The sequence below is a fragment of the Oxalobacter aliiformigenes genome (assembly GCF_027116575.1).
GTDB lineage: Bacteria > Pseudomonadota > Gammaproteobacteria > Burkholderiales > Burkholderiaceae_D > Oxalobacter > Oxalobacter aliiformigenes.
Window position 1 is genome coordinate 2,018,467 of sequence record NZ_CP098252.1, and the last position, 25,102, is coordinate 2,043,568.

A 25,102-nucleotide genomic window follows, 5' to 3' on the forward strand; every position below is an offset into this window, starting at 1 on the left:
GTTCCAGTTTCTATAGGTACTCCGGTTTCAGACCGTCCCCCGCCGTAACGGTACGAAGTGGCAATCATCCAGAACCGTGCTTTCCCATTTATTTTCCGATACTCTTTCAACCAGCTGCAATGTCTGCCGTTCTAGGCCGATCGGGGCAACCAGTCTACCTCCTATCGCCAATTGATCCAGTAAGGCATCAGGAACCTGGACACCTGCCGCAGCGACGATAATACCGTCAAAAGGGGCTACCTGTGGCAATCCGAGCATTCCATCGCCGTAATGCAATCGCAAATTGGCAATTCTCAATGACCTGAGATTCCGACGTGCCAGTTCATGCAAGCTCTTTATGCGTTCAACAGAATAAACCTCATTCGCTATTTTAGCGAGAATAGCTGCCTGATAACCGCATCCGGTACCGATTTCCAGAATCTTTTTCATGCATGGTTGCCTGCTCCCCGCCCGCAACGCTTCCAGCATCTTGGCAATGGTAGAAGGTTTCGAAATCGTCTGATGTGCGCCGATCGGCAATGCGACATCCTCATAAGCCTGACCGGACAAACCAGGTTCGACAAAAAGATGTCGCGGGATCTGCCCGATCGCATTCAGGACGACCGTATCTGCTATACCGGCCCTGGCAAGACGTTCCGTCATGGAACGCAAGGTCTTCGAAGCGACCGGTCCGTTCAGGCCTGCCCCCTGAAACCGGACGGGTTTTGATTCAGGGACATCTGTCTTCCGCTTTCCCGGCCTCCCATCCACCGTTACACTGTCAAACCTGCTTCTGTTACCGAAATAATCCGGTTTCTCAAACGAAGACCGCCCCATCACACTGGATAACGGTAAAGGAAACGTTTTCGTTTTCTTGCTCATTCGAGTATTTTTTTCAGATCACTCAAAACGGAAGTATGTGTCCAATCCAGCTGAAGTGGAGTAACCGACACATGACCGTTTCTGATGGCATGGAAATCCGTGCCTTCTCCGGCGTCCCTGACAGGTCCCGAAGGCCCGATCCAGAAAATTTCCCGATCAAACGGATCCTTTTCACGAATGACGGCCTCCGATTCATGACGGCGTCCAAGACGGGTCGCACATATTTTCTTCAGCTCGGCATAGGGTTTGTTGGGAATATTCACGTTCAGCAGAAACGGTTTCGGCAAATTGTCGTACACACGCAAAATCACATCTCTGGCAATCAGGGCGGCACTCTCCAGTTCCGCCCACCCTTTGTCAACCTGTGAAAAGGCAATGGAAGGAATATCGAAAAGATATCCTTCCATTGCCGCCGCTACCGTTCCGGAATAAATGGTATCTTCTCCCATGTTCTGGCCATGATTGATTCCGGCGACGACAAGATCGGGACGCCAGGGCAAAACTCCCGTTACCGCAATATGAACGCAATCGGAAGGCGTTCCGGTGGTATACAGAAACCCGTTTTTGCCTTCGTAAACCGAAATGGGACGCTCCAGTGTCAATGAACTGGATGCACCTGAACGATTGCTGTCCGGAGCGACCACAGCAACCTCGGCAATCGGTTCCAATGCCTTTGCAAGCGCACTGATCCCGGGCGCCAGATAACCGTCATCATTACTGATCAATATACGCATCGGAACCAAACACCCTTCCAGACAGATTAATCCATACGTGCGGGCATCATGAATTTTTCATGTGCAGACACGAGATGCAACAGGCTCACTCCTTTTTCACGATAGTGAGCAAAGACCGTATTTCTTCCAGTTCCGAACGGATGCTCTCAATATCAATCGGAGGCGTCATGACACCGCTTTCTACCTCAGGAACCGTTTCTGCCACAATCACGTTGCGTGCCCCGCGTTCATTAAGTTTGTTACGGGCACCACTGATCGTAAACCCCTGCTCGTAGAGAAGTTCCCTGATCCGCCTTATCAACAATACTTCATGATGTTGATAATAACGCCGGTTGCCTCTGCGTTTGACCGGTTTGAGCTGGGTGAATTCCTGTTCCCAGTACCGCAATACATGCGGTTTCACTCCGCATAATTCACTGACCTCGCCAATGGTGAAATAACGCTTGGCCGGTATGGGCGGCAAGACAACAGCCTCGGATTTGTGGACTCGTTCGTTCATGGGAAAAGATACAATACTCGTCAAATTATTCCGCTGATTCAACCATCGACTTCAATTTCTGACTGGCATGAAAAGTCACTACCCGTCTGGCCGTAATGGGAATTTCCTCTCCTGTCCTCGGATTACGTCCGGGACGCTGAGGTTTGTCTCTCAACTGGAAATTGCCAAATCCGGATAATTTGACCATTTCACCCCGTTCAAGCGCACAACAGATTTCTTCAAAAAACGTTTCAACCATTTCCTTGGCCTCGCGTTTGTTCAGACCGACCTGTTCATACAACAATTCCGTCAGCTCGGCCTTGGTCAAAGTCGAAGTGCTTTTCCCGGAATCCGGCAAAACGTCTTTTTTGGCGGAAACGGATTCTGTCTTTCCTGTTAATTGAGAATCGGTGGATCGTGTCATTGTTATTGTAAAAAAACAAACGTCTATTCGGGAATTCAGGTACGCAATTTTGCACCCAAATCTTTTTCGACTGCAGCGACAAATGCACTGATGGCAGCTTCCACAACTTCATCCTGCAGAGTTCCATTGATATCTTGCAGAGTGAACCGGAATGCAAGACTCTTTTCATTGACCCCAAGGCCTTTTCCACGATAATCATCAAACAAAACAACGGTTTGCATGATATGGCAGAGAGGGTTATTATCTTTTTCCCCGTAAAATCTGTCAATGATTTCTTGAACCGGCATGGAAGAATCCACAACCAGCGCGATATCCCGGATGACCGGCTGATAACGCGATATTTCCTGATAGACAGGAACATTGACTGCGCAAAGCGCGCTCACATCCACTTCAAACAATACAGGAGCATGCGGCAAATCATATTTGTGTTGCCATGACGGATGCAATTCACCGATTATCCCGATTTCCCGACCGTTCAGTTCTAGGCGTGCACAGCGACCGGGATGCAATGCCGGATGACTGGTCTTGACAAACCGGAGCGACACAGGAGCGAACAAAGCCTCAAGATCGGCCTTGACATCATAAAAATCAACCTGCCGGTCAGGCAATCCCCACTGTTCCTCATCCGCCAGACCATAGGCAATGGCAGCAAGCCTTTTAGGCTGGTCATATCCTGCAACGCTTGCCGGACCATCCTTTACTTCACTGTTTTTCAGAAACACCGCACCAATTTCAAACAGACGGATTCTTGAAAATTTGCGATTCAGGTTGTACCGGACATTGGCTACAAGATTCCCGATCATGGTGGAACGCATGACACTCATCTGGCTGGCAATCGGATTCAGCAAGCGTATAGGATCTTCATTGCCGGCAAAATCTTTCTCCCATGCCTCTTCAACAAAACTGTAATTGACGACTTCCTGATAATCCAGATCGGCCATTTGCTGGCGGACAGAAAACAGCGACCGGAAATTTTCCGGTTTGATTCGCATGACATTCGATGCAACGGGAGGGAGTGCCGGAATATTTTCAAACCCATAGACACGGGCAATTTCTTCAATCAGATCTTCTTCTATTTCGATATCGAAACGGTAAGACGGCGGAGTCACCGTAAACTCATCGCCATTCTGTACGAATGGCAGTTTCAGACGGCTGAAAATATCCGCTATCTGTTCGTTGTTCAATGCAATACCGATGACTTTCTCCGCCCTGAAACGGCGAAGCGTAACGGGTTTGCGCACAGGCAGATTCACAATCTGGTCATCCACAGGTCCGACCACTGTCTTTCCTTCTGTCCCGCAAATCTGAAGAACCAGTTCGGTAATCCGTTCAATGGTTTCCACTGTTCTTGCAAAATCGACACCCCGCTCAAAGCGATGGGCGGCATCCGTTGTGAAATTGAACCGGCGGGCACGGCCACGAATGGCATCCGGCCACCAGAAAGCGGCTTCAATGAAAATGTTTTCCGTATCCAGGGAAATGGCGGTCCGGTCTCCCCCCATGACCCCCCCCCAGCGACTCCACTCCATTTTCATCGACGATGACTCCTACCCAGTCATCGACTTCAACCGTCATTCCGTTGAGAAGTTCGACGGTTTCACCTTTTTCGCCCCAACGGACATTCAATGGACCGGCAATCCTGTCGAGATCATAAATGTGATTCGGTTGCCCGCATTCCAGCATGACATAATTGGAAATGTCGACCAATGCCGATACGGAACGCTGACCACTTCTTTCAAGACGTTGTTTCATCCATTCCGGGGTAGCCGCTTTCGCATTGATATTTCTGATCACCCTGCCCGAAAAACGGCCACACAAATCAGGAGCAAGAATATTCACTTCCTGTCTGGCATCAGACGTGACTTTTGCCTTGGCGGCCTCATGAAACGCCAAAGGTGTGCCTGTCAGTGCAGAAACTTCACGTGCGACCCCCAGAAGCGACAGGCAATCCGCCTTGTTCGGCGTCAGCTTGATGTCGAAAATCGAATCTTCCAGTTGCAGATATTCCCGCAAGTCGCTGCCGACAGGCGCATCTTCCGGCAGATCCATAATCCCGGAATGATCCTCGGACAATTGCAGTTCCCTGAACGAACACAACATGCCATTCGATTCCACACCGCGCAATTTTCCTTTTTTGATCGAAAAGGGTTTGCCGTCTTCACCCGGAGGCAGGACAGCCCCTACCAATGCACACCCCGTTTTCATACCGGGCCGCACATTCGGTGCGCCACACACGATATTCAGGATCGTTCCGGTACCGGCATCGACCTGACAAACACTCAACCGGTCGGCATTCGGGTGTTTGGCCACTTCAATAACTTCTGCAACAACGATTTTCGAAAAAGGTTTCGCGACAGGAATAACCTCTTCCACTTCAAGTCCGGACATTGTCATCAGATGCGCCAGTTCATCCGTCGTCATGTCCGGATCAACCATCGTTCGAAGCCAGTTTTCAGAAAATTGCATGATCAGCTTTCAACACAAAAAAACAGTGACAGAAAAACACTTAATTGAATTGTTTCAGGAAGCGCAAATCGCCTTCATAAAACAGTCTCAGATCGTTAATGCCATAACGTAACATCGTCAGTCTTTCCAGACCGGAACCGAATGCGAAACCGATATATTGTTCCGAATCAATCCCCATGTTTTTCAGTACATTGGGATGAACCTGGCCTGAACCGGAAACTTCCAGCCACTTTCCTTTCAGGGGACCGGAGCCGAAAGCGATATCGATCTCGGCAGACGGCTCGGTAAACGGAAAATAGGAGGGCCGGAAACGGACCTGAAGATTGTCTGTTTCGAAAAAGGCACGCACGAAATTCAGATAGACGCCCTTGAGATCGGCGAAACTGATATTTTTATCAATCCACAGACCTTCCACCTGATGAAACATCGGTGAATGGGTTGCGTCGCTGTCCACACGATACGTCCGTCCCGGAGCGATAACCTTCACGGGCAATTCATGAGAACGGGCATAACGGACCTGCATCGGACTGGTATGTGTGCGCAACAACAACGGTTTGCCCCGGGAATCATTGCCCTCGATATAGAAAGTGTCCTGCATGGAACGGGCCGGGTGGTTTTCCGGGCTGTTCAAGGCAGTGAAATTGGTCCAGTCCGTTTCGATCTCAGGCCCGTCAGCAACATCAAAACCGATGGAACCGAAAATTCTTTCAATACGCTCCCAGGTTCTCATGACAGGATGAATCCCCCCCCGGCGCCTTCCACGTCCGGGCAATGTCACGTCAATTGCCTCGGCATTCAGTCTCGCCTGAAGTTTTTCATTCGCCAGCTCCTGTCGCCTTGCATTCAAGGCACCTTCAATCTGGGTTTTAGCCGCATTGATCATGGCGCCCTGCGTTTTCCGTTGGTCGGGTTCCATTTTCCCGAGCATTTTCATCTGTGCGGTAATCAACCCTGTCTTGCCGAGATATTTCGCTTTGGCATTTTCAAGCGAAACCGGGTCGGTAGCCCCCAGGAAATCCTGCTTTGCCAAAGAAATCAACTGTTCTAACGAATCCATGCCACTTGTTCCTGTCAGACAACAGAAAAAATAAAAAAGCGGGGCAAGTCTAATCCTTGCCCCGCTCCGCTCCATGCATACTGCAAGACGATCAAGCCGCGATAGCAGCCTTAACCTGATTGACGATTGCAGCGAAAGCAGGTTTGTCTGCGACAGCCATATCGGCCAGTACCTTGCGGTCCAGTTCGATAGCGGCTTTCTTCAGACCATTCATAAACACGCTGTAAGACATTCCCAGTTCACGGGTCGCAGCGTTGATACGGGTGATCCACAAAGCGCGAAATACCCGTTTTTTGTTACGACGGTCACGATAGGCGTACTGGCCCGCCTTCATGACGGCTTCTTTTGCTACACGATAAACCGAGCTGCGACGACCACGATAACCTTTGGCTTCAGCAAGCAGTTTTTTATGACGGGCCCGTGCGGTGACCCCACGTTTTACTCTGGACATATTCTTTCCTTGTTATTCGTGTTGAAGGATCAGGCGCTTGGCATCATACGCAATACGGATGCGACATCGCTTGCATTGACATTGGTCATTCCGCGCAACTGGCGTTTGACTTTGGTGGTTTTCTTGGTCAGGATATGACGCTTGAAGGCTTGTGCGCACTTCACCGTACCACCCGGACGAACGCGAAAACGTTTTTTCGCGCTGCTTTTGGTTTTCATTTTTGGCATATAACTTTCCGTCCTTTCGGACAGCTCCTTTTTAATATGATCGCAGGTGACAGCACTCCTGCTGCACTTGTATGCCTGCTCACACTTGTTTTACAGCGGAGACCCGCTGCTCTTTTCCCGTCGCCTGACGACGACAGGAACAGATCCTATTTTTTCTTTTTCGGCGCCAGCACCATCACCATCTGGCGCCCTTCCATTTTCGGGAACTGCTCAACCTGGCCATAAGGCTCCAGATCCTGCTTCAACCGTTCCAGCATCCGGAAACCAATATCCTGATGAGCCATTTCACGACCCCGGAAACGCAACGTGATCTTGCATTTGTCACCGTCTTCCAGGAATTTGACCAGATTGCGCAGCTTGATATTGTAATCTCCCTCATCCGTTCCCGGACGGAATTTGATTTCCTTGACGGAAATCACCTTCTGTTTCAGCTTCGCCTCATGAGCTTTCTTCTGTTCGGCATATTTGAACTTGCCGTAATCCATGAGACGACACACCGGCGGACGCGCATTCGGTGCAATTTCAACCAGATCCACATCCGCTTCTTCAGCCAGCCGGAAAGCTTCCTGAAGACTGACAATACCAATCTGCTCATTATCCACGCCCAACAGACGTACTTCCTGAGCCGTAATTTCGCCATTGATGCGATGAGACTTATCAGTAGCTATGTTGACTCCCTGCTTATCAAGTTATGCTGTTCATAACGGATTTACTGCCTGGCCCTGATCTCGTTTTCCATTCGGACCATCAATTCATCCAAAGCCATGGCGCCCAGATCGACACCGCCACGGGCACGAACAGCGACAGTATTTCCATTTTTCTCCTTATCTCCCACGATCAGCAGATAAGGCACTTTATTTACAGAATGATCGCGTATTTTATAGGTAATCTTTTCGTTTCGCAAATCGGCTTCAACCCGGAAACCGGCCTTTTTCATCGTTTCGACAACACTTCTTGCATATTCTGCCTGACCATCCGAAATATTCAGGACGACGGCATGTACCGGAGCCAGCCACAAGGGCATCGCACCGGCATGATTTTCAATCAGAATGCCGATGAACCGCTCCAGCGAGCCCAGAATGGCCCGGTGAATCATAACCGGAATCTTGCGGGTATTGTCTTCAGCGACATATTCGGCCCCAAGTCTTGTCGGCATGGAAAAATCGACCTGAATGGTACCGCATTGCCACATCCGGCCAATGGCATCTCTCAAGGTATACTCGATTTTCGGCCCGTAAAAGGCACCATCCCCCGGAGACAGTTCGAATTCACATCCGGAACGTCTCAGCGACTCGATCAGTGCGTTTTCCGCCTTGTCCCAGGCTTCGTCCGATCCCACCCGTTTTTCCGGACGGGTCGCGACCTTGTAAATGATATCGGTGAACCCGAAATCCTTATAGACCTTTTTCAACAGATCGGTGAATGCGACACACTCATCCAGAATCTGGTCTTCCGTACAGAAAATATGCCCGTCATCCTGCGTGAATCCCCTGACACGCATCATGCCATGAAGAGATCCGGAAGGTTCATTGCGATGGCACTGGCCGAATTCTCCATACCGGAGCGGCAATTCACGATAGGAATGCAGGCTGGAACGATAAATCTGGACATGTCCCGGACAATTCATCGGCTTGATGGCATAAACACGATTTTCCGACTCCGTCGTAAACATGTTTTCCTTGTAATTGTCCCAGTGCCCCGATTTTTCCCACAGGGAACGATCCAGAATTTGCGGGCCTTTCACTTCCTGATAGCCATTATCCCGATAGACCTTGCGCATATATTGTTCGACTTGCTGCCAGATCGTCCATCCCTTGGCGTGCCAGAAAACAAGTCCGGGAGCTTCATCCTGAAAATGGAACAGATCAAGAGCACGCCCCAGACGACGGTGATCACGTTTTTCGGCTTCTTCAAGCATGTGAAGATAAGCATCCTGATCTTCCTTCTTCGCCCAGGCAGTGCCATAAATACGCTGAAGCATTTCATTTTTGGAGTCACCCCGCCAGTACGCTCCGGCAACCCGCATCAGCTTGAACACTTTCAGCTTGCCGTTCGCCGGTACATGAGGGCCCCGACACAGATCGGTGAAATCACCGCTTGTATAAAGAGAGACCTCCTCATTTTGGGGAATCGATTCGATGATTTCCGCCTTGTAATCTTCTCCGATCGACTTGAAGTAGGCCACTGCCTCATCTCTCGGCAACACCTTGCGGATGACGGTTTCATTCTTGCGGGCAAGCTCCGTCATTTTCTTTTCGATCGCCTGCAAATCTTCCGGAGTAAAGGGACGTTTATAGGAAAAATCGTAGTAAAAACCGTTTTCAATGACCGGCCCGATCGTCACCTGGGCATCCGGGAACAACTGTTTGACTGCATAAGCCAGCAAATGGGCCGTCGAGTGACGCAAAATATCGACTCCATCGGAATCCCGATCGGTAATGATCGACAGATCGGCATCCCTGTCGATGACATAGGAAGTATCGACCAGTTTATTGTCCACCTTACCTGCCAGGGCCGCCTTGGCCAAACCGCTACCGATAGAGGATGCCACTTCCGCAACCGTTACCGGCTTGCTGAATTCCCGTTTCGAACCGTCGGGAAGCCGAACTGAAATCATCTTGATCTCCAAAACCAACACAAAAAGACGGCCCACGACCGCCTGCTCACAAAGAAAAAACGCGGAACGGCAACATCCGGACAATCCGGAGATACAGACAAGACACCCGTCCGCGAGAAATATAATATTTTATCGCATTTGGCCCCAAACGGAGCACAAAGAGAAACGAAAAGCCCGAAACCCGCCACAATCCGGACCGAAACCGGATAAAAACACCATCTGACGGAAAAACGGAATGGATGAATACGCACCGGCCATCCCCCGCAAACACACATGACCGCCATGACGGAACCATCCACACCGCCCCGCCATTCGACACATGCACCAACCCGTACATCCATCGCACGCGCCCATCCGCATGCCCTCTGGCTATGGCTATGGTTATGGCTATGGTTTGGTTCACGAAGCATGGCACCGTCACCCGACCCGCCATGCACGGGAAACCGGACCGCCCCGGGATACGATCCGTGCAACCGAACCATCACGAACCGCAAGTCCGCATCCAGGATTTCAGGATAGCCTGAAACAACCGGCTGACCCCGTCTCCGGCAATACGGCAAGAAAAAGCCGGTTCACCCGGAACGCTTTCCGGAATTTTGCCCGCAACCCATTGTGTATGGGCCATAAATGGCAACAGACAGCACGGAAGAAAACGGCATGGTGCGCCTGCGGCCGGAAAGGAAAAGAGACACCCCCCCACAAGGAGTGGTGGAAAAAGACAGAAAAAAGCCCGGGTGGCGGAACCATTCGAAGTGTTGTGTGAAAAACACACCGGCAGAAGCCGGCCAATATCCGGGAAAAAGTATTAGCGGACCTGACCTTGTCTGCCGATACCACAGAAAGTACCGCCAACTCTATCAGAAATCAGGGAAAAACAGAAACGTCCCGGCGGCCTCCCGCCATGAACGTCCCCCGCATCCCGAGAAAGCTTGAAGAAAAAACACAATAAAAACAACATCCTGCAAATACATGACGTCCATTAATACTTTTTAACAGACTCAGGTTGCCGGAGAGAGCCGGCCAAACAATTAAAGAGGACGCAAATGAACAGGATATTCAAGGTAGTGTGGAACGAAATACGTGGTTCCTGGATGGTATGCGACGAGAACCGGGTAGCACGGGGCAAGACGAAAAGCGTCAAGGCAGCCGTTGTGGTAGCGTCTGTTGCGGCCATGATGGGATTGTCCGGCATGGCAATGGCTCAGGAACAGACCGTTACGAAAAAAATGGTCGAAAATGAAACCTTTGAAAACATCAATAAAACAGAAACCTCCAATTATCCATTACAGGCGATAGTATCTGCCACAAACGCGGATGCTTCCGCCTTGACAGTCAGTGGCTCCACATTTCAAAACAACCGGATGACGCTGGACAGTACCAGTGGCAATCCGGCAGCTGTGGCCGTGGCGGCGTCAGGTATCGATGTAACGGTCAGCGGCTCGACCTTTACAAACAATGCCGTGTCGGTGGCAGCGGGCGGCAGTGACGGCAACGGTATTTACGGGTCCGCGATAGGTGTCAATACAGGCAACCTGACAGTGACGGGATCGAACTTTACGGGAAATACCGCCAGCAGCAAACGCCAGACACAAGGTTCGGCCATTTATCAGTCGGCCGGGCAAATCAATATCTCCGGTTCGGATTTTGTGAACAATGCCGGTAATTCGGCAGCTGGCGGTAACGTCACGGGAGGCGCCGTTTCGCTCTGGGGTGTCAGCGGCACGATTGACAATGCGCGCTTTGAAGGCAACACCGCATCCATTGAAAACGTCAGTGTGAGTGATGAAGCGGTATATGGCGGTGCGGTATATACCCGAAGCGGCATATGGGGCGGAGAAAAAAACACGCAGTTGACGGTTTCGAATTCAACGTTCACAGAAAACAGGGCGACAGGCAGTGCGGATGCAAAAGGCGGCGCGATTTACGCCAAGGGTGACCCGGACAGCGATTTCAGCCACGCACTGAACGTGGAAAACAGCACGTTTGAAAAGAACCATGCCGATACGCAAGGTGGCGCAATCTATGCACTGGATACGACCACAACCATCAGCGGGAAATCATCCTTTACCGGCAATACGGCTCAAAACGGCGGTGCCATCTACAATGACAAGGGTACACTCGTGGTCCAAGACGGCGTCAAATTCCAAGAAAATTTCTCAACTGCACAAAACTACGGCGGCGGTGCGATCTACAACAACGGAGGCAATATCACGATCGGTAACGATGTGCAATTTGTCGGGAACGGGCTGAACCAACCAGTAACGGATTCAGATAATCGCGAGATGCGTTCGGCAGGCGGTGCGATTGCCTCATGGAATGCAGGTTCTCTTGAAATCGGTGAAAACGTCGTCTTTGAAAACAATGGCTATAATTCATCGGGTAATGCTGCATGGGCCTCCGGTGGCGCCATTTATCTGGATACAGATGGTACCAAAGTAACGGAAATGAACATCGGTACCGGTACCCGCTTTTCAGGCAATGTAGCCGGCTCTCTGGGTGGCGCGATTTATGCCGGAGATTCCAAAACGGAAATCTCGGGAACGACTTTTGAAAACAACAAGGCGGGCAATTGGGGCGGTGCCGTGTTTGCCGGCCAATACTTTGTACTCAACGATCACAGTGTGACGATTTCCGGTTCGCAATTCAACGGGAATGAAGCCGGAAATTACGGTGGCGCCATCGCTTCGCAATACACGGTACTGAACGTGAAAGATACGGTGTTTAGCGATAACAAGGCGGGTATTGATGGCGGCGCACTGCATATCACCGGTAGTGAAGAAGCAGGATATGCAGCGTCGGCAACTATTGAGAATGTCCGTTTTGATCATAATGTCGCCGGAAACAACGGCGGTGCCATTTACAATACCGCCAACAGCGAAATCACCTTTACCGGGACCAACACATTCAGTGGCAATACCGCCAATGGCATTGCCAACGACATCCACAATGCCGGCACGATCACAGTCGCATCCGGGACGACCACACTGGACGGTGGCATTACCGGTGACGGTACAGTCGATATTGACGGAGGCAAACTGGTCGCCCCGACCATCCACGCCAATGCCAACGCCATCAACCTGAAATCCGGCACCTTGCAAACCGGCTCGGAACAGGTCATGAAAACCGGTCTGAATGCGGAAGGAACGATAACCGATGCAAGCGGCCTGAAAGAAGATGCCAAAGTAGCATACACCGGCGGCGAACTGGCGTTGACCGACGCGAAATACAATCTGGACTATGCCAAATCGGTCGCCGGATACATCAATAATGATGGTGCGACAGCCGTAACCATGCTGGGTGAGCTGGTCGGACAGACGGGTCCGGTCACAGTCAGCGATCTGGAGGATACCGGAGTGGTACTGGCGACAGAAGATATCGTCGCCAATGAAGACAACAAGACTGGTCTGGTTATCGGTATCAAAGATGTCTCCGGACTGGATAATATCAACGGCAACAACTACACCGACGCCGAAACCCACAACAACAATCTGGGTGCCAAAACCCTGACACTGGCAAATGGCGGCGAAGCAGTACTGGTGACAAGTGGCAAAACGCTGACCCTGATCGGAGACGGAACCGATCTCATCAGGACGGACGACGGCAGCGTGAATGTCGATATCGGGCATGACGGCCAGAGCGGGACTCTGAATCTGGGAACCGACAGCGCCGCCAACGGCGGGACATTGAGCGGTACGGTGACGGTCAGTGAAACCGGTACGGTCAATGTCAATGGTGCGGAATATGGCGTCAATGGCAAGCTCGACGTATCCGGAACTGTCAACGTCAACAATGGCGCAACACTGAACACCGATACCGTGACCCTGAATAACAGCGGTACCGTCAATGTAGCCGGCACCATGAAGGCCGATACCCTGACAGCAGCAAAGGAAACAACCATCAACGTCGGCGACAGCACATCGGCAGGCAGCCTGTCGGCAAGTTCCCTGAGTCTGAACGGCGGCATGATGTTTCTGGATCCGGACTGGAGACCGGGCATCGGTATAGAAGGTGCATCGCGGGCAGCATTCGGTTCATTGCCAAACGGGATTGACGGTTCCCTTGTCGTCGGACGGAACTCACTGGCCGTACTGGGCGATACCACAACAGACTGGGCACAAAACGAATTCGCCCGGAGCGGAAGAAACTGGGGCCCCGGCGACATCACCGCCGCCCTGGCCATCCAGGCACCCCAGACACTGAGTGCTGCCGATAATGGAGCCATCGTCGTGGATGGTTCGCTGACGGCACCCTCGCAAACTGTTACGCCAAACAGCGTCAGATTCGCCGACAACTCCATGCTCATCGTCGATGCCGCCGGCATCGGCAGTGAAGCCGCGATCACCGGGAATGGTACAAGCCAAGCGACAGTGGCAGACAGCGCCGCCCTGCACATCGCCAACGCCAGAAACGGACAGGAAATCGGCATCCTGAGAGGCTTTACTTCCGATAAAGCCATCAATGGCTGGCAGGGAGACAACCTGACCTCCAGTGACGCCATGATCTCCCTGAATGTGACAGAAGACGGCAGCAACGGCAACGTCACCGTTGCGGCAACCGCCAACAACGCCGCCGACATCTTCCCGGGAGCCATGCCCGTCAGCACCATGAACGCCATCTGGCAAAACGGCGAAAACGACGTCGATTCTGCCAACGGAGGCATCGCCTTCCTCTCCAGAGCGGCAGACAACCGGTACCTCAATCATCAGGACGCCGTCCGTACGATCAATGGCGCCGCCCAGATGGCCGTTGCCGCCGGCGTCCAGCTCTCCAACCTGCAAGCGCTGGACAGCGTCACCGAAGCCCTGGAAAACCATGTCAGCCTGACCGCCAACACGCAGCAGGCCAATGCGCCACGCCTGCATGACGAAGGCGCCGACCTGTGGGCCGCCATGCTCTACCGGCATGATAGCGGAGACGGCATGAAATCGGGAAGCTTCAACGCCGACATCAACAACAACTTCGGCGGCCTCATCGTCGGCAGCGACTACACCTGGAAACTGGCCGGAGACACCCAAACCCGCGTCGGCGCCGCATTATCCATCGGCAAAGGCGACAGCCACAGCGACGGAGACTACAACTACAGCAAAAACGACTACGACACCTACGGCATCAACCTCTATGGCAGCTGGAACAACCGGAACGTCAATATCATGGCGGACATCGGTTACATGAAAGGAGACAACGAAGTCGAACAGCACCTCTCCCAAAACCTCGGCGGCAAACTGAAAGCCGACGTCGACACCGAAATGTGGACGGCCGGCATCAAGGGAGAATACCGTATCCGGACCAGTGCGCTGGACATCTCCCCCCATCTGGGAGTACGGTACACCCACCTCAAGACCGACAGCTTCAGCAGCCGCAACACCCTGGGAACCGTCTTCAATACAGACAGCGAAAGCTACAACATCTGGCAGATGCCACTTGGCGTCACCCTGAGCAAGGACTACAAGTCCGCCAGCGGCTGGACCATCAAACCGAAATTCGACTTCAGCGTCATCGGAGCGGCCGGAGACACGGAAGCCGAAACCCGGGTACGGGTACCGGGAGTCAATGCGGCCGACAACGCCAGCGCCGACATGATGGACAGCGTCAGCTTCAGAGGCATCGTCGGCGTGGAAATGCAGAAAGACGCCACCAGCGTCGGCCTGTCCGCAGGATACCAGCGATCTGCCACGATGAATTCCACGGGCTTCATGCTGAATATCGGCCATCACTTCTGAAAAACCATACACGCACGGATTTCCGTCCGGTGCGGGTGGGTTTGCATAAAAAGGGCGCCTCCCGAAAGGGGGCGCCCTTTTTACGGGACCCTGTCCGTTTCCGGTAGCGGAATGTACGGGGATTGCCGTTTCTTTCGCGGCTTCAGCATGGCGCCCGGGTATTTCCCGGTAACGCTGACCGGATTCACGGCAATGTCTTCCGGTATCCCGGCGGCGATGATCCGCCCTCCTCCACCTCCTCCTTTCGGGCCAAGGTCAATTATCCAGTCCGCTGTCTTGATGTTTCATGGAGGCTGAAGGGATGATCGGGAAATGAGAAACAAAAAAGCACACTGAAAAGTGTGCTTTTTCATGCTATACCATTTCGATAATGGCAACAGGAATTCTGGTAGGCACGATTGGACTCGAACCAACGACCCCTACCATGTCAAGGTAGTGCTCTAACCAGCTGAGCTACGCGCCTAAAGACGTTATTATAACCTAAAAAAATCAGACTGGGCTACATTTTCAATATAACTACAGCAAAAAAACAACTCATCATACAGCCTGCCCCGTCATTTCAGGCGTCAGAGAATGCAAGAGTCATGCAAAATCAGGCGTATAACCATGATATTCAGAACAGTGAATTCGCAGCTCCGGTCGCAACTGTCAGCAATTTTTCAGAATCGCTTTCAATCTCCTGAAACAAGACCGAACCCGACAAATGACATCCTGACAGACAGCATGCCTGTTTTTGATACAGACCTCGCCAACAGACAGGATTTCCAAATGATGAAAACCGGTCGATGCTCCCTTGAGCATTGTGTACATCGTGGCAGGTTTATGACTTTTCCCTGTAATGACTCATGATTTATCAACCTGCATTCGATCACCTCATCGATTCTCTGCTCACAGGGCAATTCTTTCCTGCGGCAATATAGGCCACCTTGAATCGGCACTGGCATAAACCGCTATGAAACCACGACTATACGGAAAATTTATGAGTCCCGTGTTTTCTCGTTTCAGCAATAGCTCAGTCCCCGGGCCCTCCGGTTCATACCCGAAAATATCCTGTCAAAGCAAGTCTGTGCAAAAACTGACAGATCAAACGACATTCGGCTGCCGATGATGTTGCCAGAACAATCACTGAATAACAGACGTCACGAAAAGCATGGAAAATTTTCTGACTGCATCGTGAATTTCATCACTTGCATCAGGTTTTTGCAAAAGCTCACTGCCGGAAAACATTGGTATCGCCAATTTCTCAAAAAACATGTAACGGCTTCCGGATGTCGCTATCTTTCAAGTTTCGCCATTTTCCTCAATCAGCGGGACAAGAATTTTTTCGGGCTTCTCCCGGATATTCAGCTCCGGATCGTGACCGGTCAATGTCACTGTTTGTATTGAAAGACCATTTACTCTCATATTGAGACAGCATGAATCCCCCTCCTTTACAGATCTGAAAAATTCACGATACATCAAATTTTGCGCATTCATAATCGTTTTCGGTGAAATCCGGTTTATAGTGTTGAGTGACAGAAAAATTGTTCCGTTCTGAATCTGTTTCAGTCTTTTCTCCCGTCGATTGTTTTTTATTTACGGTTTGCCATGAATCCAACCAATCTCGCCAATACGGCCGTTTTTCAAAAACTCAAAAAACACGCTGAAAAAGCCGGAAAATGGTCGCTGAAAGAACTGTTCCGGAATGATCCCGGCCGTTTTCCCGCCATGACATTGACAGCCGGGGGCCTGTTTCTGGATTTTTCGAAGAACTTCCTGACGAAAGAAACATTGCTGCTGCTTCTGGAACTTGCAAAAGAATGTGATCTCGAAAAAATACGGGACCGAATGTTTGAGGGAGACAAAATCAATACCACAGAACACCGTGCCGTTTTGCACACGGCATTAAGGGCTCCCCGTTACGAGAAAGTTCTGGTCGATGGAAAAAATGTCATTCCCGACATTCAGGCCGTTCTTGATCAAATGCGCCGTTTCTCGGAGAAGATTCACTCCGGGGAATGGAAGGGTTTCACCGGCAAGCCGATAACCGATATCGTCAATATCGGAATAGGGGGTTCCGACGTAGGGCCGAGAATGGTCTGTCAGGCAATGCGTCCTTTCCATATAAAAGAATTGAACGTTCATTTCGTCGCAAATGTCGATGGACATGATCTGGATATGGTTTTGAACAGGGCCCGTCCGGAAACGACTCTTTTCATCATTGCGTCAAAAACCTTTACGACACTGGAAACCATGCTGAATGCCCATTCAGCCCGCAGCTGGTTTCTGAACCATGGAACCATCCGGGATATCCAAAAGCATTTCGTCGCCATTTCAACCAACCGGGAAGCCGTTGAAAAATTCGGCATTCATCATGACAACCTGTTCCCCTTCTGGGACTGGGTAGGTGGTCGCTATTCCGTCTGGTCCGCTATCGGCCTGCCTGTCGTACTGGCTATCGGCTACAACCATTTCACGGAATTTCTGGCAGGTGCCCATGCGATGGATGTTCATTTCCGATACGCACCTCTGGCATCCAACATGCCTGTACTTCTCGGCCTGACAGGTATCTGGAACCGGAATTTCCTGGGATGCACCTCTGTTTCCGTAGCTCCTTATTTGCAGGATCTCGTCAGTTTTCCAAGATACCTGCAACAGCTCGAGATGGAAAGCAACGGCAAGCAGGTACAGAAAAACGGCGAACCCGTCACTTATGGAAGCTGTCCTGTCATCTGGGGAAATGTCGGAACCAATGGGCAACATGCCTATTTTCAGTTACTGCATCAGGGAACCGAAATCATCCCTGTCGATTTCATCGTCGCCCTGTCTCCACACCATACTCTCGCAAAACATCATTCCGCCCTACTGGCAAACTGTTTCGCCCAGTCAGAAGCGCTGATGAAAGGCAAAACCGCCGATCAGGTCAGAGCCGATCTGGAAGCGTCCGGCATGAGTCCACAGGAAATAGAAACCCAGATACCCCAAAGAACTTTTCCGGGAAACCGTCCAAGCAATACGATCCTTATGAACGTGCTCAGACCCGAAACGCTGGGCGCACTGATGGCACTATATGAACACAAGACATTCGTGCAAGGTGTCATCTGGAACATCAACAGCTTCGACCAATGGGGAGTCGAACTGGGAAAAGTGCTTGCGCAAACCATTCAGAAAGAACTGGAAAACAACATTTCCGAAGAACACGACAGTTCAACCAGCGGTTTGATTGCTCTGGCAAAAGCATCCCGCAAATAAGCGTTTCAAGAATTCAAATGTGAATCCTTCATGATTTTGCAAACAGTTTATTTTCCTGACCGGCAAGGCAGATACCGCATCGGTTGATGACATGTCGGGAAATCGGATTGGCTGATTGGTGACGTGTTTGATGTTCCGCGAAAATTGCCGGTTCATTTCCGGCGGAAGCCAATATCCCTCATTCACATCCTCACGGGGTTGATACAACTGCAACAATACATAGAAAGGACCTGATGGTACGGGAAGCCAATTCGATCTTTTTTCCTGCCCGGGTTCTTCCTGCTGAAGAGTTACGACAAGACTTCCATCATTATTCAGTTCCAGTATTCTTGACGCGGAATTGAGCACATAAGCATCGTCCGGCTTGAAAGACGGCCGCTTCACGAACGGATATGCCGTCAATGTCCAAAACGCATCGACCGGCGGTAACTGGTTCGCGTCAAATCGCAGCTCATACCGGTTACGTCCATCGAGTACATTCTGCTCCACGGTTTCGTATACCAGCGTCAGGATTTCCCTTGATGAACCGCCGAAAGGATTTCTTGCGGACATATAAGCCCGGTAAGAATAGTTTTTTTCCGTATCTTCCCCTGTCTCGCGAAAGACGACCGATTTTCCGACACCGGATCGCGCCAGCATTTTCAGTTCGGCCTGCCCCGCTGCCATTCCATCAATCAACGCTCTTTTTTCCGGTTCCGACATCGTCAAATGATCAAACGGTCTGCCGGGTTCAATACCGATCCTCGCAAACCGTCTCATCATTGCATTCTCATCACCGGATATTGAACAAAACTGCAACAAAAAATTCAGATAGGTAAAAAATTCCGGTGTCATCGTTTTTTCTGCACTGAACTCCGGATAATGGATATCTCCGGCAGGCGAACCCGTTGCCGTCCCGTTATACCGGCTTAAAGGAATTATCCTGAACTGGCGTATCAATTTTTCCACCTGGCCGACATCCTCCTGATTTTCAATGCGGATGCGGAAAAGTCCCGAAACAAAAGATGTGGAAGACGTGATGATTCGGGTCATTCCGGAAGGATTTTTCCCTTTCCATTCTGATGTCGCAATCAGAAAATGTCCCCCGTTGTTTCCGTCCCTGCGGTTACTGATGTATTCGAAAGGTTCTGAAAAAAGATCGATAAACTGAATGGAAAAATACCGTCCGGCCATGGTAGCGGGAACAGTCAGGACATACGGTTCATCCCGCAAATCAAACCATACACTGCCATAAGCCATTCCGGATTCTGGCTGCGCCTTTTCTGTATCGTCAATCCGAAAGGTCTGCTCACGAGAATCTGATGCTATCTCCTTTGTACATCCGCGAACCGGGCTGGAAACTGCTCTCCAGGCCAGTTTGTTAAAAGATGCAAGAAAACGGGAGTTATCCTTGTCGATCGCATGAATATACATATCGCGATAAAGCTCGACGACAGGAAAACCGTAGATATAGGCTTCCTTGGCGATCTGGGTAATTTCCACCTCGTCAAGCGGCTTTTTCTGATGACACGCAACAAGCAACAATACCGTCACCAACCCCATCAAAAAATGTATCAGTTTCATACACCCATGAAATGGAATTATCCCGCATGCAAAGTCAGTGGCACCATCAGCAAAACCGGAAAAATCCTGCCGACAACCCGAACAAATTTATGCCAGTAACTGGATATATCAATAAAATGTTCCCGCTGTTTCGCGTATACTGAATCCTGACATCGTCAATCGGTTCCTTTCATCCAAAGGGATTTCTACCGGCACAGGCCGATATATTGCTCTTTTTGTCTGTATTGAATATTGATCTTTCCGGAATCCGTCGTTTGCGTGTCGATAACATGTTTTAATATTTATCGTCTTTTTGTCCCCACCACCGCGAGAGTAAAGATATGAACCAACTGGAACAACTGAAACAATTCACGACTGTCGTAGCCGATACAGGCGATTTTCAATCCATCCAGCGCTACTCGCCACAGGATTCGACAACCAATCCTTCCCTGATTCTGAGGGCTGTCCAGAAAGACACCTATCATGCACTCCTCGAAAAAACGGTCCGGGACAACCGGGACAAATCAACCGAAGCGATCATGGATCGTCTGCTTGTTGCGTTCGGTATCGAAATTCTGAAAATCGTTCCTGGCCGTGTTTCCACGGAAACCGATGCACGATTGTCATTCGATACGGAAGGCAGCATAAAGAAAGGCCGTGAACTGATGGCGCTCTACAACAAGGCCGGGATTCCGAACGACCGCGTTCTCATCAAGATCGCCTCGACCTGGGAAGGAATCCGGGCCGCCGAAATTCTCCAGAAAGAAGGAATCCGCTGCAACATGACACTCATGTTTTCCCTGCCACAGGCTGTTGCCTGTGCCGAAGCGAATGTCCAGCTGATTTCTCCTTTTGTCGGACGAATATATGACTGGTATAAAAAACAGACCGGAAATGAATACACCGGTGAAAACGATCCCGGCGTGCAATCCGTAAAGAGAATCTACAATTACTATCGCAAATTCGGATATCCGACAGAAGTCATGGGAGCAAGTTTCCGCAATACCTCTCAAATCATCGAGCTTGCCGGTTGCGATCTTTTGACAATCAGTCCTGAACTGTTACAGAAACTGTCTGATTCGGATATGCCGGTTACACGAAAACTGAACCAGGAAAATGCCAGACAGGATCCTGTCGAAAAAACAAGTTATGACGAGAAGGGATTCCGGCTTGCTTTAAATAATGATGCCATGGCAACGGAAAAACTGTCTGAAGGCATTCGGCTGTTTTGTGCCGATACGATAAAACTGGAAAAAATGATTGACGAACTTCGCTGATACAGCGTTACGACTCCTTCACAGAATGGTGTTTTCTTCATAAAGAAGAAAACACCATTCTTGGTTTCGGGACACGGTATTCTGATTAAAACTCGTTCTCATTCTTCATGGTCCACACAGGCTCTCTGTCATGATGTCTCGTCAACAGCACACGAAAGAAAATACACAAGCCGCCTATTTTCCCGGACTGGACGAAAAACAGGTACAGGAAAGGCTTTTGAGAGATGGCCTCAATGAACTATCGTCCACCAGGCCTCGTTCCGTTCTGTCCAAGGCATGGGAAGTCGTCTCCGAACCCATGTTTCTGCTGCTGATATCTTGCGGTATCCTGTACCTCATCATCGGCAATACCGAAGACGCTTTCATTCTTTTGGGATCAGTATGCCTCATCGTCACCATGAGCTTTCTGCAAGAAAGAAAAAGTGAACGGACACTGGAAGCGCTAAGGGAACTGACCAGTCCCAGGGCCCTTGTTTTAAGGGATGGCATTCGGAAACGAATAGCGGGAAAAGACGTCGTGTCGGACGATATCGTTTTTCTTTCCGAAGGTGACAGAATTCCCGCAGACGCCATTGTGCTCGAAGCACAGAATCTGTCTGTCGATGAATCCCTGCTGACAGGTGAATCCGTTCCTGTCAGAAAACAGAAATGGGAACCGGGAAATTTTCCCGAAAACAAACCGGGCGGCGACGACTTGCCGTATCTTTTTTCAGGCACTCTCGTCGTTCAGGGAAAAGGTATCGCAAGAGTCACCGCTACAGGTGAAAAAACGGAACTGGGCAAGGTCGGAAAAGCGCTTTCCGCACAAAAAGAGGAAACAAGCCGTGTCCAGACAGAAACCCGCCATGCTGTCAAGGTAGTCGCCATAACCAGTACTATCCTGGTCGTTCTGCTGGTGATCTGGTATGGCCTGTCACGCCACGATTGGCTACACGGCCTTCTCGCCGGTCTGACGCTGGCAATGAGTATCATGCCGGCGGAATTTCCACTGGTTCTGGCAATATTCCTTGGGCTGGGTGCCTGGCGAATGGCCAAAAAAGAGGTACTGACTCGCCGGATTCCAGCAATCGAAATGCTGGGTGCAGCCACAGTACTCTGTACAGACAAAACAGGTACACTGACCCAAAACCGGATGGTCCTTTCAAAAATCATGGTTAACGGTGAAACGTACTCATTCGATCACGACGAATCACCCGATCATGACAGTTTCCCTGAACTGTTTCACGAAACCCTGGAATTCGCCATGCTATCCAGCCAGCGTGATCCTTTTGACCCGATGGAAAGCGCCATCCAGCAAACCGGACGGCGGGTACTGGCCGGTTCGGAACATATACACGACAGCTGGAACCTGGTAGAAGAATACCCTCTCTCCCGTGAACTGCTGGCCATCTCCCGTGTCTGGCGCTCGCCCGACATGAGCCGGTATGTTATTGCCGCGAAAGGCGCTCCTGAAGCGATTATGGATCTTTGCCATCTTGATGCGCGAACAATGGAAATCATTTCAGCCCAGGTCAATTCACTGGCAGCACAGGGACTCAGAGTATTGGCAACAGCCAAAGCAACATTCCGGCATGGCGAATTACCCTCGCAACAACATGATTTCCATTTCGAGTTCATTGGCATTATTGGTCTGGCCGATCCACTGCGTCTGACGGTCAAAACGGCAATCGAAGAGTGCCGTACCGCGGGAATCCGGGTCATCATGATCACGGGCGATTACCCGGTAACGGCGGAAAAAATTGCCCGGGAAGCAGGTCTGGATACAAGCGGTCCCATTCTGACCGGACAGGAAATGGAAGCAATGCTTCCATCCGAATTGGGTGAGAGAATAAAAAAAGGAAACGTTTTCTGCCGTACGACGCCGGAACAGAAATTGAGGCTGGTCAACAGTCTGAAAGAAAACGGTGAAATTGTCGCCATGACCGGGGATGGTGTCAATGATGCCCCCGCATTGAAATCATCCCATATCGGTATCGCCATGGGCGAAAGAGGAACGGATGTCGCACGTGAATCGGCCGCACTGGTTCTGCTCAATGACGATTTCTCCTCGATTGTCACGGCTGTCCGTCTGGGACGGCGAATCTTCGATAATATCCGCAAAGCCGTGATTTTTATCGTGGCGGCCCATATTCCTATTGCAGGCCTGTCACTCATTCCCGTCATGCTGGGCTGGCCGTTGATCCTTCTCCCCATCCATATAGTTTTTTTCGAATTGATGGTCGATCCGGTTTGTTCTGTCGCCTTTGAAAACGAACCGGAAGAAACCGACGTCATGACACGTCCGCCCAGACCGACAAACGCCAGAATCTTCGACAAATCCATATTATGGCTCGGGGTCAGACAAGGACTGGCTCTTCTGGCATGGGTCATCTTCATTTACGGGTTCTCCCGGAAGCACGGCTTCGATACCGAACAGGCCCGAACGTTAACCTTTACCGCCATGATCGCAGGGGATATATGGCTGATTCTTGTCAACCGTTCATGGAGCCGCTCTCTCCTTGAATCGCTGAAGCAGAAAAACACCATCTTATGGTCTGTTCTGGCAATTACCGTTTCCGTCCTGATGGCCGGAATTTTCCTGCATCCCGTTCAGAAACTTTTCCATTTCGGCCAGATTGACTGGCCATATACAATACTTGTTATCGGTGCCACTCTTTGTTTTACCGGATTGTTGTCGACAATCCGTTTTTTCAGGCAAAAAAAAGTGCAGACATCCTAGAATGAAATACGCCATCAGGGCCGGCGATCGTACTGTCCGCAAGCGGTCCGGCCGATTCCATACCTTGCCCATCAAAGTATGGAACCCATCGGCATTTTCTCAGAATTTGTATTTAATCCCGAATTCCCCGGCATAACCCTCCCGTTCGCCAAAGTAGCCGCTGGCCTTGACATGGCGGGTCTTTTTCCCCGGCAGACAGAAAATGGGGCAAACGAGAACCGGAGACCATTCATCATTGCAACCTGACTCGGCCAAATACTGTTGGTATAGCCGGAATTGACTATCCCTATAAAAGGCACGCTTTGCAAGGCCAAACTGCCGGAATTGCCAACAAAAGCAAAAATTGATCTCCGGCAAAAAAGGACATTTATTGTTCAACGGAAGAAAAACTTCATTTCCGCCCGGATTGATTAGCGGACATTTTTACGGCATTTCGCCGTTTCATCCGTTTTATCACAGGAAATTTATGTCCAAACGCCCGGAAAAAGAGACAAGAAATGCATGTTCCGAAACGGACTCAAATCATTTTTTCAGATGGGAACTCGACCTCATCAAGTCGAAAATGGCATCGTTCACTTTACGCGCACTCTTGATCAAATCGAAACTGTCCGGCATGAACAGCCAGTCGGCCAACAGTCCCTTGAAGACGAAACCGAGCAAGTTGTTAGCCAGTTCGATATCCAGATCGGCAGGCAACTGGTTCTTCATTTGCGCATTGACCAGAATCCTCTGAATGATTTTCTTGGAATAGGTCTGCCATGCTTTCTGCTGAATGACAATCTGGTCCGTTTCGCTGGTGAACTCGCATTTGTGAAACAGAATAGTCAGTACTTTCCGGTAATGGGGATTTCCAATGACTTCCAGCATGATGAATTCATGTGTTTTACTCAACTGAGCAATAGGATCCGTGGCATCTTTTTCGACAATCTCCTCGATCATTTCCCCCATGGGTTGCCTCACACGGGAACACATGGCCTCAAACAGATCTTCCTTGTTCTTGAAATGCCAGTAAATGGCGCCACGGGTTACACTGGCAGCCTCTGCGATCTCATTTAATGTGGTATTTGAATAACCTTTGTCGTAAAAAACGTCTTCGGCTGCATCCAGAATACGGTCACGGGTATCCAGCGTTTTTTTTCTGCTCGCAGTATCTTTTTCCATGACGCGCGCCATAACTCTTCCCATTTACAATATGTAACAAATTATCAAGTCTGTTGCATCAAAATTATATCTGATCGATAATTTTCAAAAAAGACTAACATACATTCATGATTGTATGTTAGATTACAGTGCAAGTC

Annotated in this window: 15 protein-coding genes, 1 tRNA gene and 2 pseudogenes; 4 read left to right on the forward strand and 14 right to left on the reverse strand. The window is 50.4% G+C overall.

Features of this window, described 5'->3' with window-relative positions; translation table 11 throughout:
• Window positions 1–27: 27 nt before the first annotated feature.
• The 10 genes and pseudogenes from NB647_RS09280 to thrS form a co-directional block, all read right to left on the reverse strand.
• Complete coding sequence (locus NB647_RS09280) at window positions 28–861, reverse strand: protein-L-isoaspartate(D-aspartate) O-methyltransferase (protein ID WP_269264318.1); 834 nt, start codon at window positions 859–861, stop codon at window positions 28–30.
• The gene (gene surE / locus NB647_RS09285) at window positions 858–1,595 is read right to left on the reverse strand and encodes a 5'/3'-nucleotidase SurE (protein ID WP_269264319.1); all 738 of its coding nucleotides are present in this window, start codon (window positions 1,593–1,595) and stop codon (window positions 858–860) included. The genes NB647_RS09280 and surE overlap by 4 nt, the downstream gene beginning before the upstream one ends.
• Before the next feature lie 85 nt (window positions 1,596–1,680).
• Window positions 1,681–2,094 carry a MerR family transcriptional regulator gene (locus NB647_RS09290; protein WP_269264320.1) on the reverse strand — a complete coding sequence of 138 codons (414 nt, stop codon included), beginning with the start codon at window positions 2,092–2,094 and terminating at the stop codon, window positions 1,681–1,683.
• 25 nt (window positions 2,095–2,119) lie between these two features.
• On the reverse strand, window positions 2,120–2,497 hold the full coding sequence (locus NB647_RS09295; protein ID WP_269283214.1) for an integration host factor subunit alpha: 378 nt from the start codon (window positions 2,495–2,497) through the stop codon (window positions 2,120–2,122).
• Between the two features lie 35 nt (window positions 2,498–2,532).
• A pseudogene (gene pheT / locus NB647_RS09300) lies at window positions 2,533–4,963 on the reverse strand (phenylalanine--tRNA ligase subunit beta).
• A gap of 40 nt (window positions 4,964–5,003) precedes the next feature.
• A complete protein-coding gene (pheS, locus tag NB647_RS09305) occupies window positions 5,004–6,020 on the reverse strand; it encodes a phenylalanine--tRNA ligase subunit alpha (protein ID WP_269264323.1) in 1,017 nt (338 codons plus the stop codon).
• Window positions 6,021–6,111: 91 nt separating this feature from the next.
• Complete coding sequence (rplT, locus tag NB647_RS09310) at window positions 6,112–6,471, reverse strand: 50S ribosomal protein L20 (RefSeq protein WP_005875631.1); 360 nt, start codon at window positions 6,469–6,471, stop codon at window positions 6,112–6,114.
• A gap of 29 nt (window positions 6,472–6,500) precedes the next feature.
• The gene (gene rpmI / locus NB647_RS09315; protein ID WP_269264324.1) at window positions 6,501–6,698 is read right to left on the reverse strand and encodes a 50S ribosomal protein L35; all 198 of its coding nucleotides are present in this window, start codon (window positions 6,696–6,698) and stop codon (window positions 6,501–6,503) included.
• Between the two features lie 146 nt (window positions 6,699–6,844).
• The gene (gene infC, locus NB647_RS09320) at window positions 6,845–7,366 is read right to left on the reverse strand and encodes a translation initiation factor IF-3 (protein WP_269265868.1); all 522 of its coding nucleotides are present in this window, start codon (window positions 7,364–7,366) and stop codon (window positions 6,845–6,847) included.
• Window positions 7,367–7,407: 41 nt separating this feature from the next.
• Window positions 7,408–9,315, reverse strand: coding sequence for a threonine--tRNA ligase (gene thrS / locus NB647_RS09325; RefSeq protein ID WP_269283216.1), 1,908 nt, complete (start codon window positions 9,313–9,315; stop codon window positions 7,408–7,410).
• 1,043 nt (window positions 9,316–10,358) lie between these two features.
• Here thrS and NB647_RS09330 point away from each other — a divergent pair.
• Window positions 10,359–15,035 carry an autotransporter domain-containing protein gene (locus NB647_RS09330; RefSeq protein ID WP_269283218.1) on the forward strand — a complete coding sequence of 1,559 codons (4,677 nt, stop codon included), beginning with the start codon at window positions 10,359–10,361 and terminating at the stop codon, window positions 15,033–15,035.
• An 80-nt stretch (window positions 15,036–15,115) separates the two neighbouring features.
• Here the strand turns inward: NB647_RS09330 and NB647_RS10655 are convergent.
• Both NB647_RS10655 and NB647_RS09335 read right to left on the reverse strand, forming a co-directional pair.
• Window positions 15,116–15,316 (reverse strand): annotated as a pseudogene (locus tag NB647_RS10655) (hypothetical protein); the annotation flags it as partial.
• A gap of 105 nt (window positions 15,317–15,421) precedes the next feature.
• Window positions 15,422–15,498 (reverse strand) — tRNA-Val (locus tag NB647_RS09335).
• Between the two features lie 1,124 nt (window positions 15,499–16,622).
• Here NB647_RS09335 and pgi point away from each other — a divergent pair.
• Window positions 16,623–18,266: a glucose-6-phosphate isomerase gene (pgi, locus tag NB647_RS09340; RefSeq protein ID WP_269283220.1), complete on the forward strand. Its 1,644-nt coding sequence runs from the start codon at window positions 16,623–16,625 to the stop codon at window positions 18,264–18,266.
• Here the strand turns inward: pgi and NB647_RS09345 are convergent.
• Window positions 18,222–19,829: a DUF1254 domain-containing protein gene (locus NB647_RS09345; protein WP_269283223.1), complete on the reverse strand. Its 1,608-nt coding sequence runs from the start codon at window positions 19,827–19,829 to the stop codon at window positions 18,222–18,224. The two genes, pgi and NB647_RS09345, sit on opposite strands and share 45 nt — an antisense overlap.
• A 320-nt stretch (window positions 19,830–20,149) precedes the next feature.
• On the opposite strand from NB647_RS09345, the gene tal reads away from it, so the two are divergent.
• Entirely contained in the window at window positions 20,150–21,085 is a 936-nt protein-coding gene (gene tal / locus NB647_RS09350; protein ID WP_269283226.1) for a transaldolase, read from the forward strand.
• Window positions 21,086–21,215: 130 nt separating this feature from the next.
• Entirely contained in the window at window positions 21,216–23,804 is a 2,589-nt protein-coding gene (locus NB647_RS09355) for a cation-translocating P-type ATPase (RefSeq protein WP_269283229.1), read from the forward strand.
• Between the two features lie 522 nt (window positions 23,805–24,326).
• On the opposite strand, the gene NB647_RS09360 is transcribed toward NB647_RS09355, so the two are convergent.
• On the reverse strand, window positions 24,327–24,965 hold the full coding sequence (locus NB647_RS09360; RefSeq protein WP_269283231.1) for a TetR family transcriptional regulator: 639 nt from the start codon (window positions 24,963–24,965) through the stop codon (window positions 24,327–24,329).
• Window positions 24,966–25,102: the final 137 nt, after the last annotated feature.

Excerpts from the sequence above, each read along its gene's own strand:
- NB647_RS09280 (WP_269264318.1), bottom strand. The coding sequence starts at position 861 with ATGAGCAAGAAAACGAAAACGTTTCCTTTACCGTTATCCAGTGTGATG.
- surE (WP_269264319.1), bottom strand. The coding sequence starts at position 1,595 with ATGCGTATATTGATCAGTAATGATGACGGTTATCTGGCGCCCGGGATC.
- NB647_RS09290 (WP_269264320.1), bottom strand. The coding sequence starts at position 2,094 with ATGAACGAACGAGTCCACAAATCCGAGGCTGTTGTCTTGCCGCCCATA.
- NB647_RS09295 (WP_269283214.1), bottom strand. The coding sequence starts at position 2,497 with ATGACACGATCCACCGATTCTCAATTAACAGGAAAGACAGAATCCGTT.
- pheS (WP_269264323.1), bottom strand. The coding sequence starts at position 6,020 with ATGGATTCGTTAGAACAGTTGATTTCTTTGGCAAAGCAGGATTTCCTG.
- rplT (WP_005875631.1), bottom strand. The coding sequence starts at position 6,471 with ATGTCCAGAGTAAAACGTGGGGTCACCGCACGGGCCCGTCATAAAAAA.
- rpmI (WP_269264324.1), bottom strand. The coding sequence starts at position 6,698 with ATGCCAAAAATGAAAACCAAAAGCAGCGCGAAAAAACGTTTTCGCGTT.
- thrS (WP_269283216.1), bottom strand. The coding sequence starts at position 9,315 with ATGATTTCAGTTCGGCTTCCCGACGGTTCGAAACGGGAATTCAGCAAG.
- NB647_RS09330 (WP_269283218.1), top strand. The coding sequence starts at position 10,359 with ATGAACAGGATATTCAAGGTAGTGTGGAACGAAATACGTGGTTCCTGG.
- pgi (WP_269283220.1), top strand. The coding sequence starts at position 16,623 with ATGAATCCAACCAATCTCGCCAATACGGCCGTTTTTCAAAAACTCAAA.
- NB647_RS09345 (WP_269283223.1), bottom strand. The coding sequence starts at position 19,829 with ATGAAACTGATACATTTTTTGATGGGGTTGGTGACGGTATTGTTGCTT.
- tal (WP_269283226.1), top strand. The coding sequence starts at position 20,150 with ATGAACCAACTGGAACAACTGAAACAATTCACGACTGTCGTAGCCGAT.
- NB647_RS09355 (WP_269283229.1), top strand. The coding sequence starts at position 21,216 with ATGATGTCTCGTCAACAGCACACGAAAGAAAATACACAAGCCGCCTAT.
- NB647_RS09360 (WP_269283231.1), bottom strand. The coding sequence starts at position 24,965 with ATGGAAAAAGATACTGCGAGCAGAAAAAAAACGCTGGATACCCGTGAC.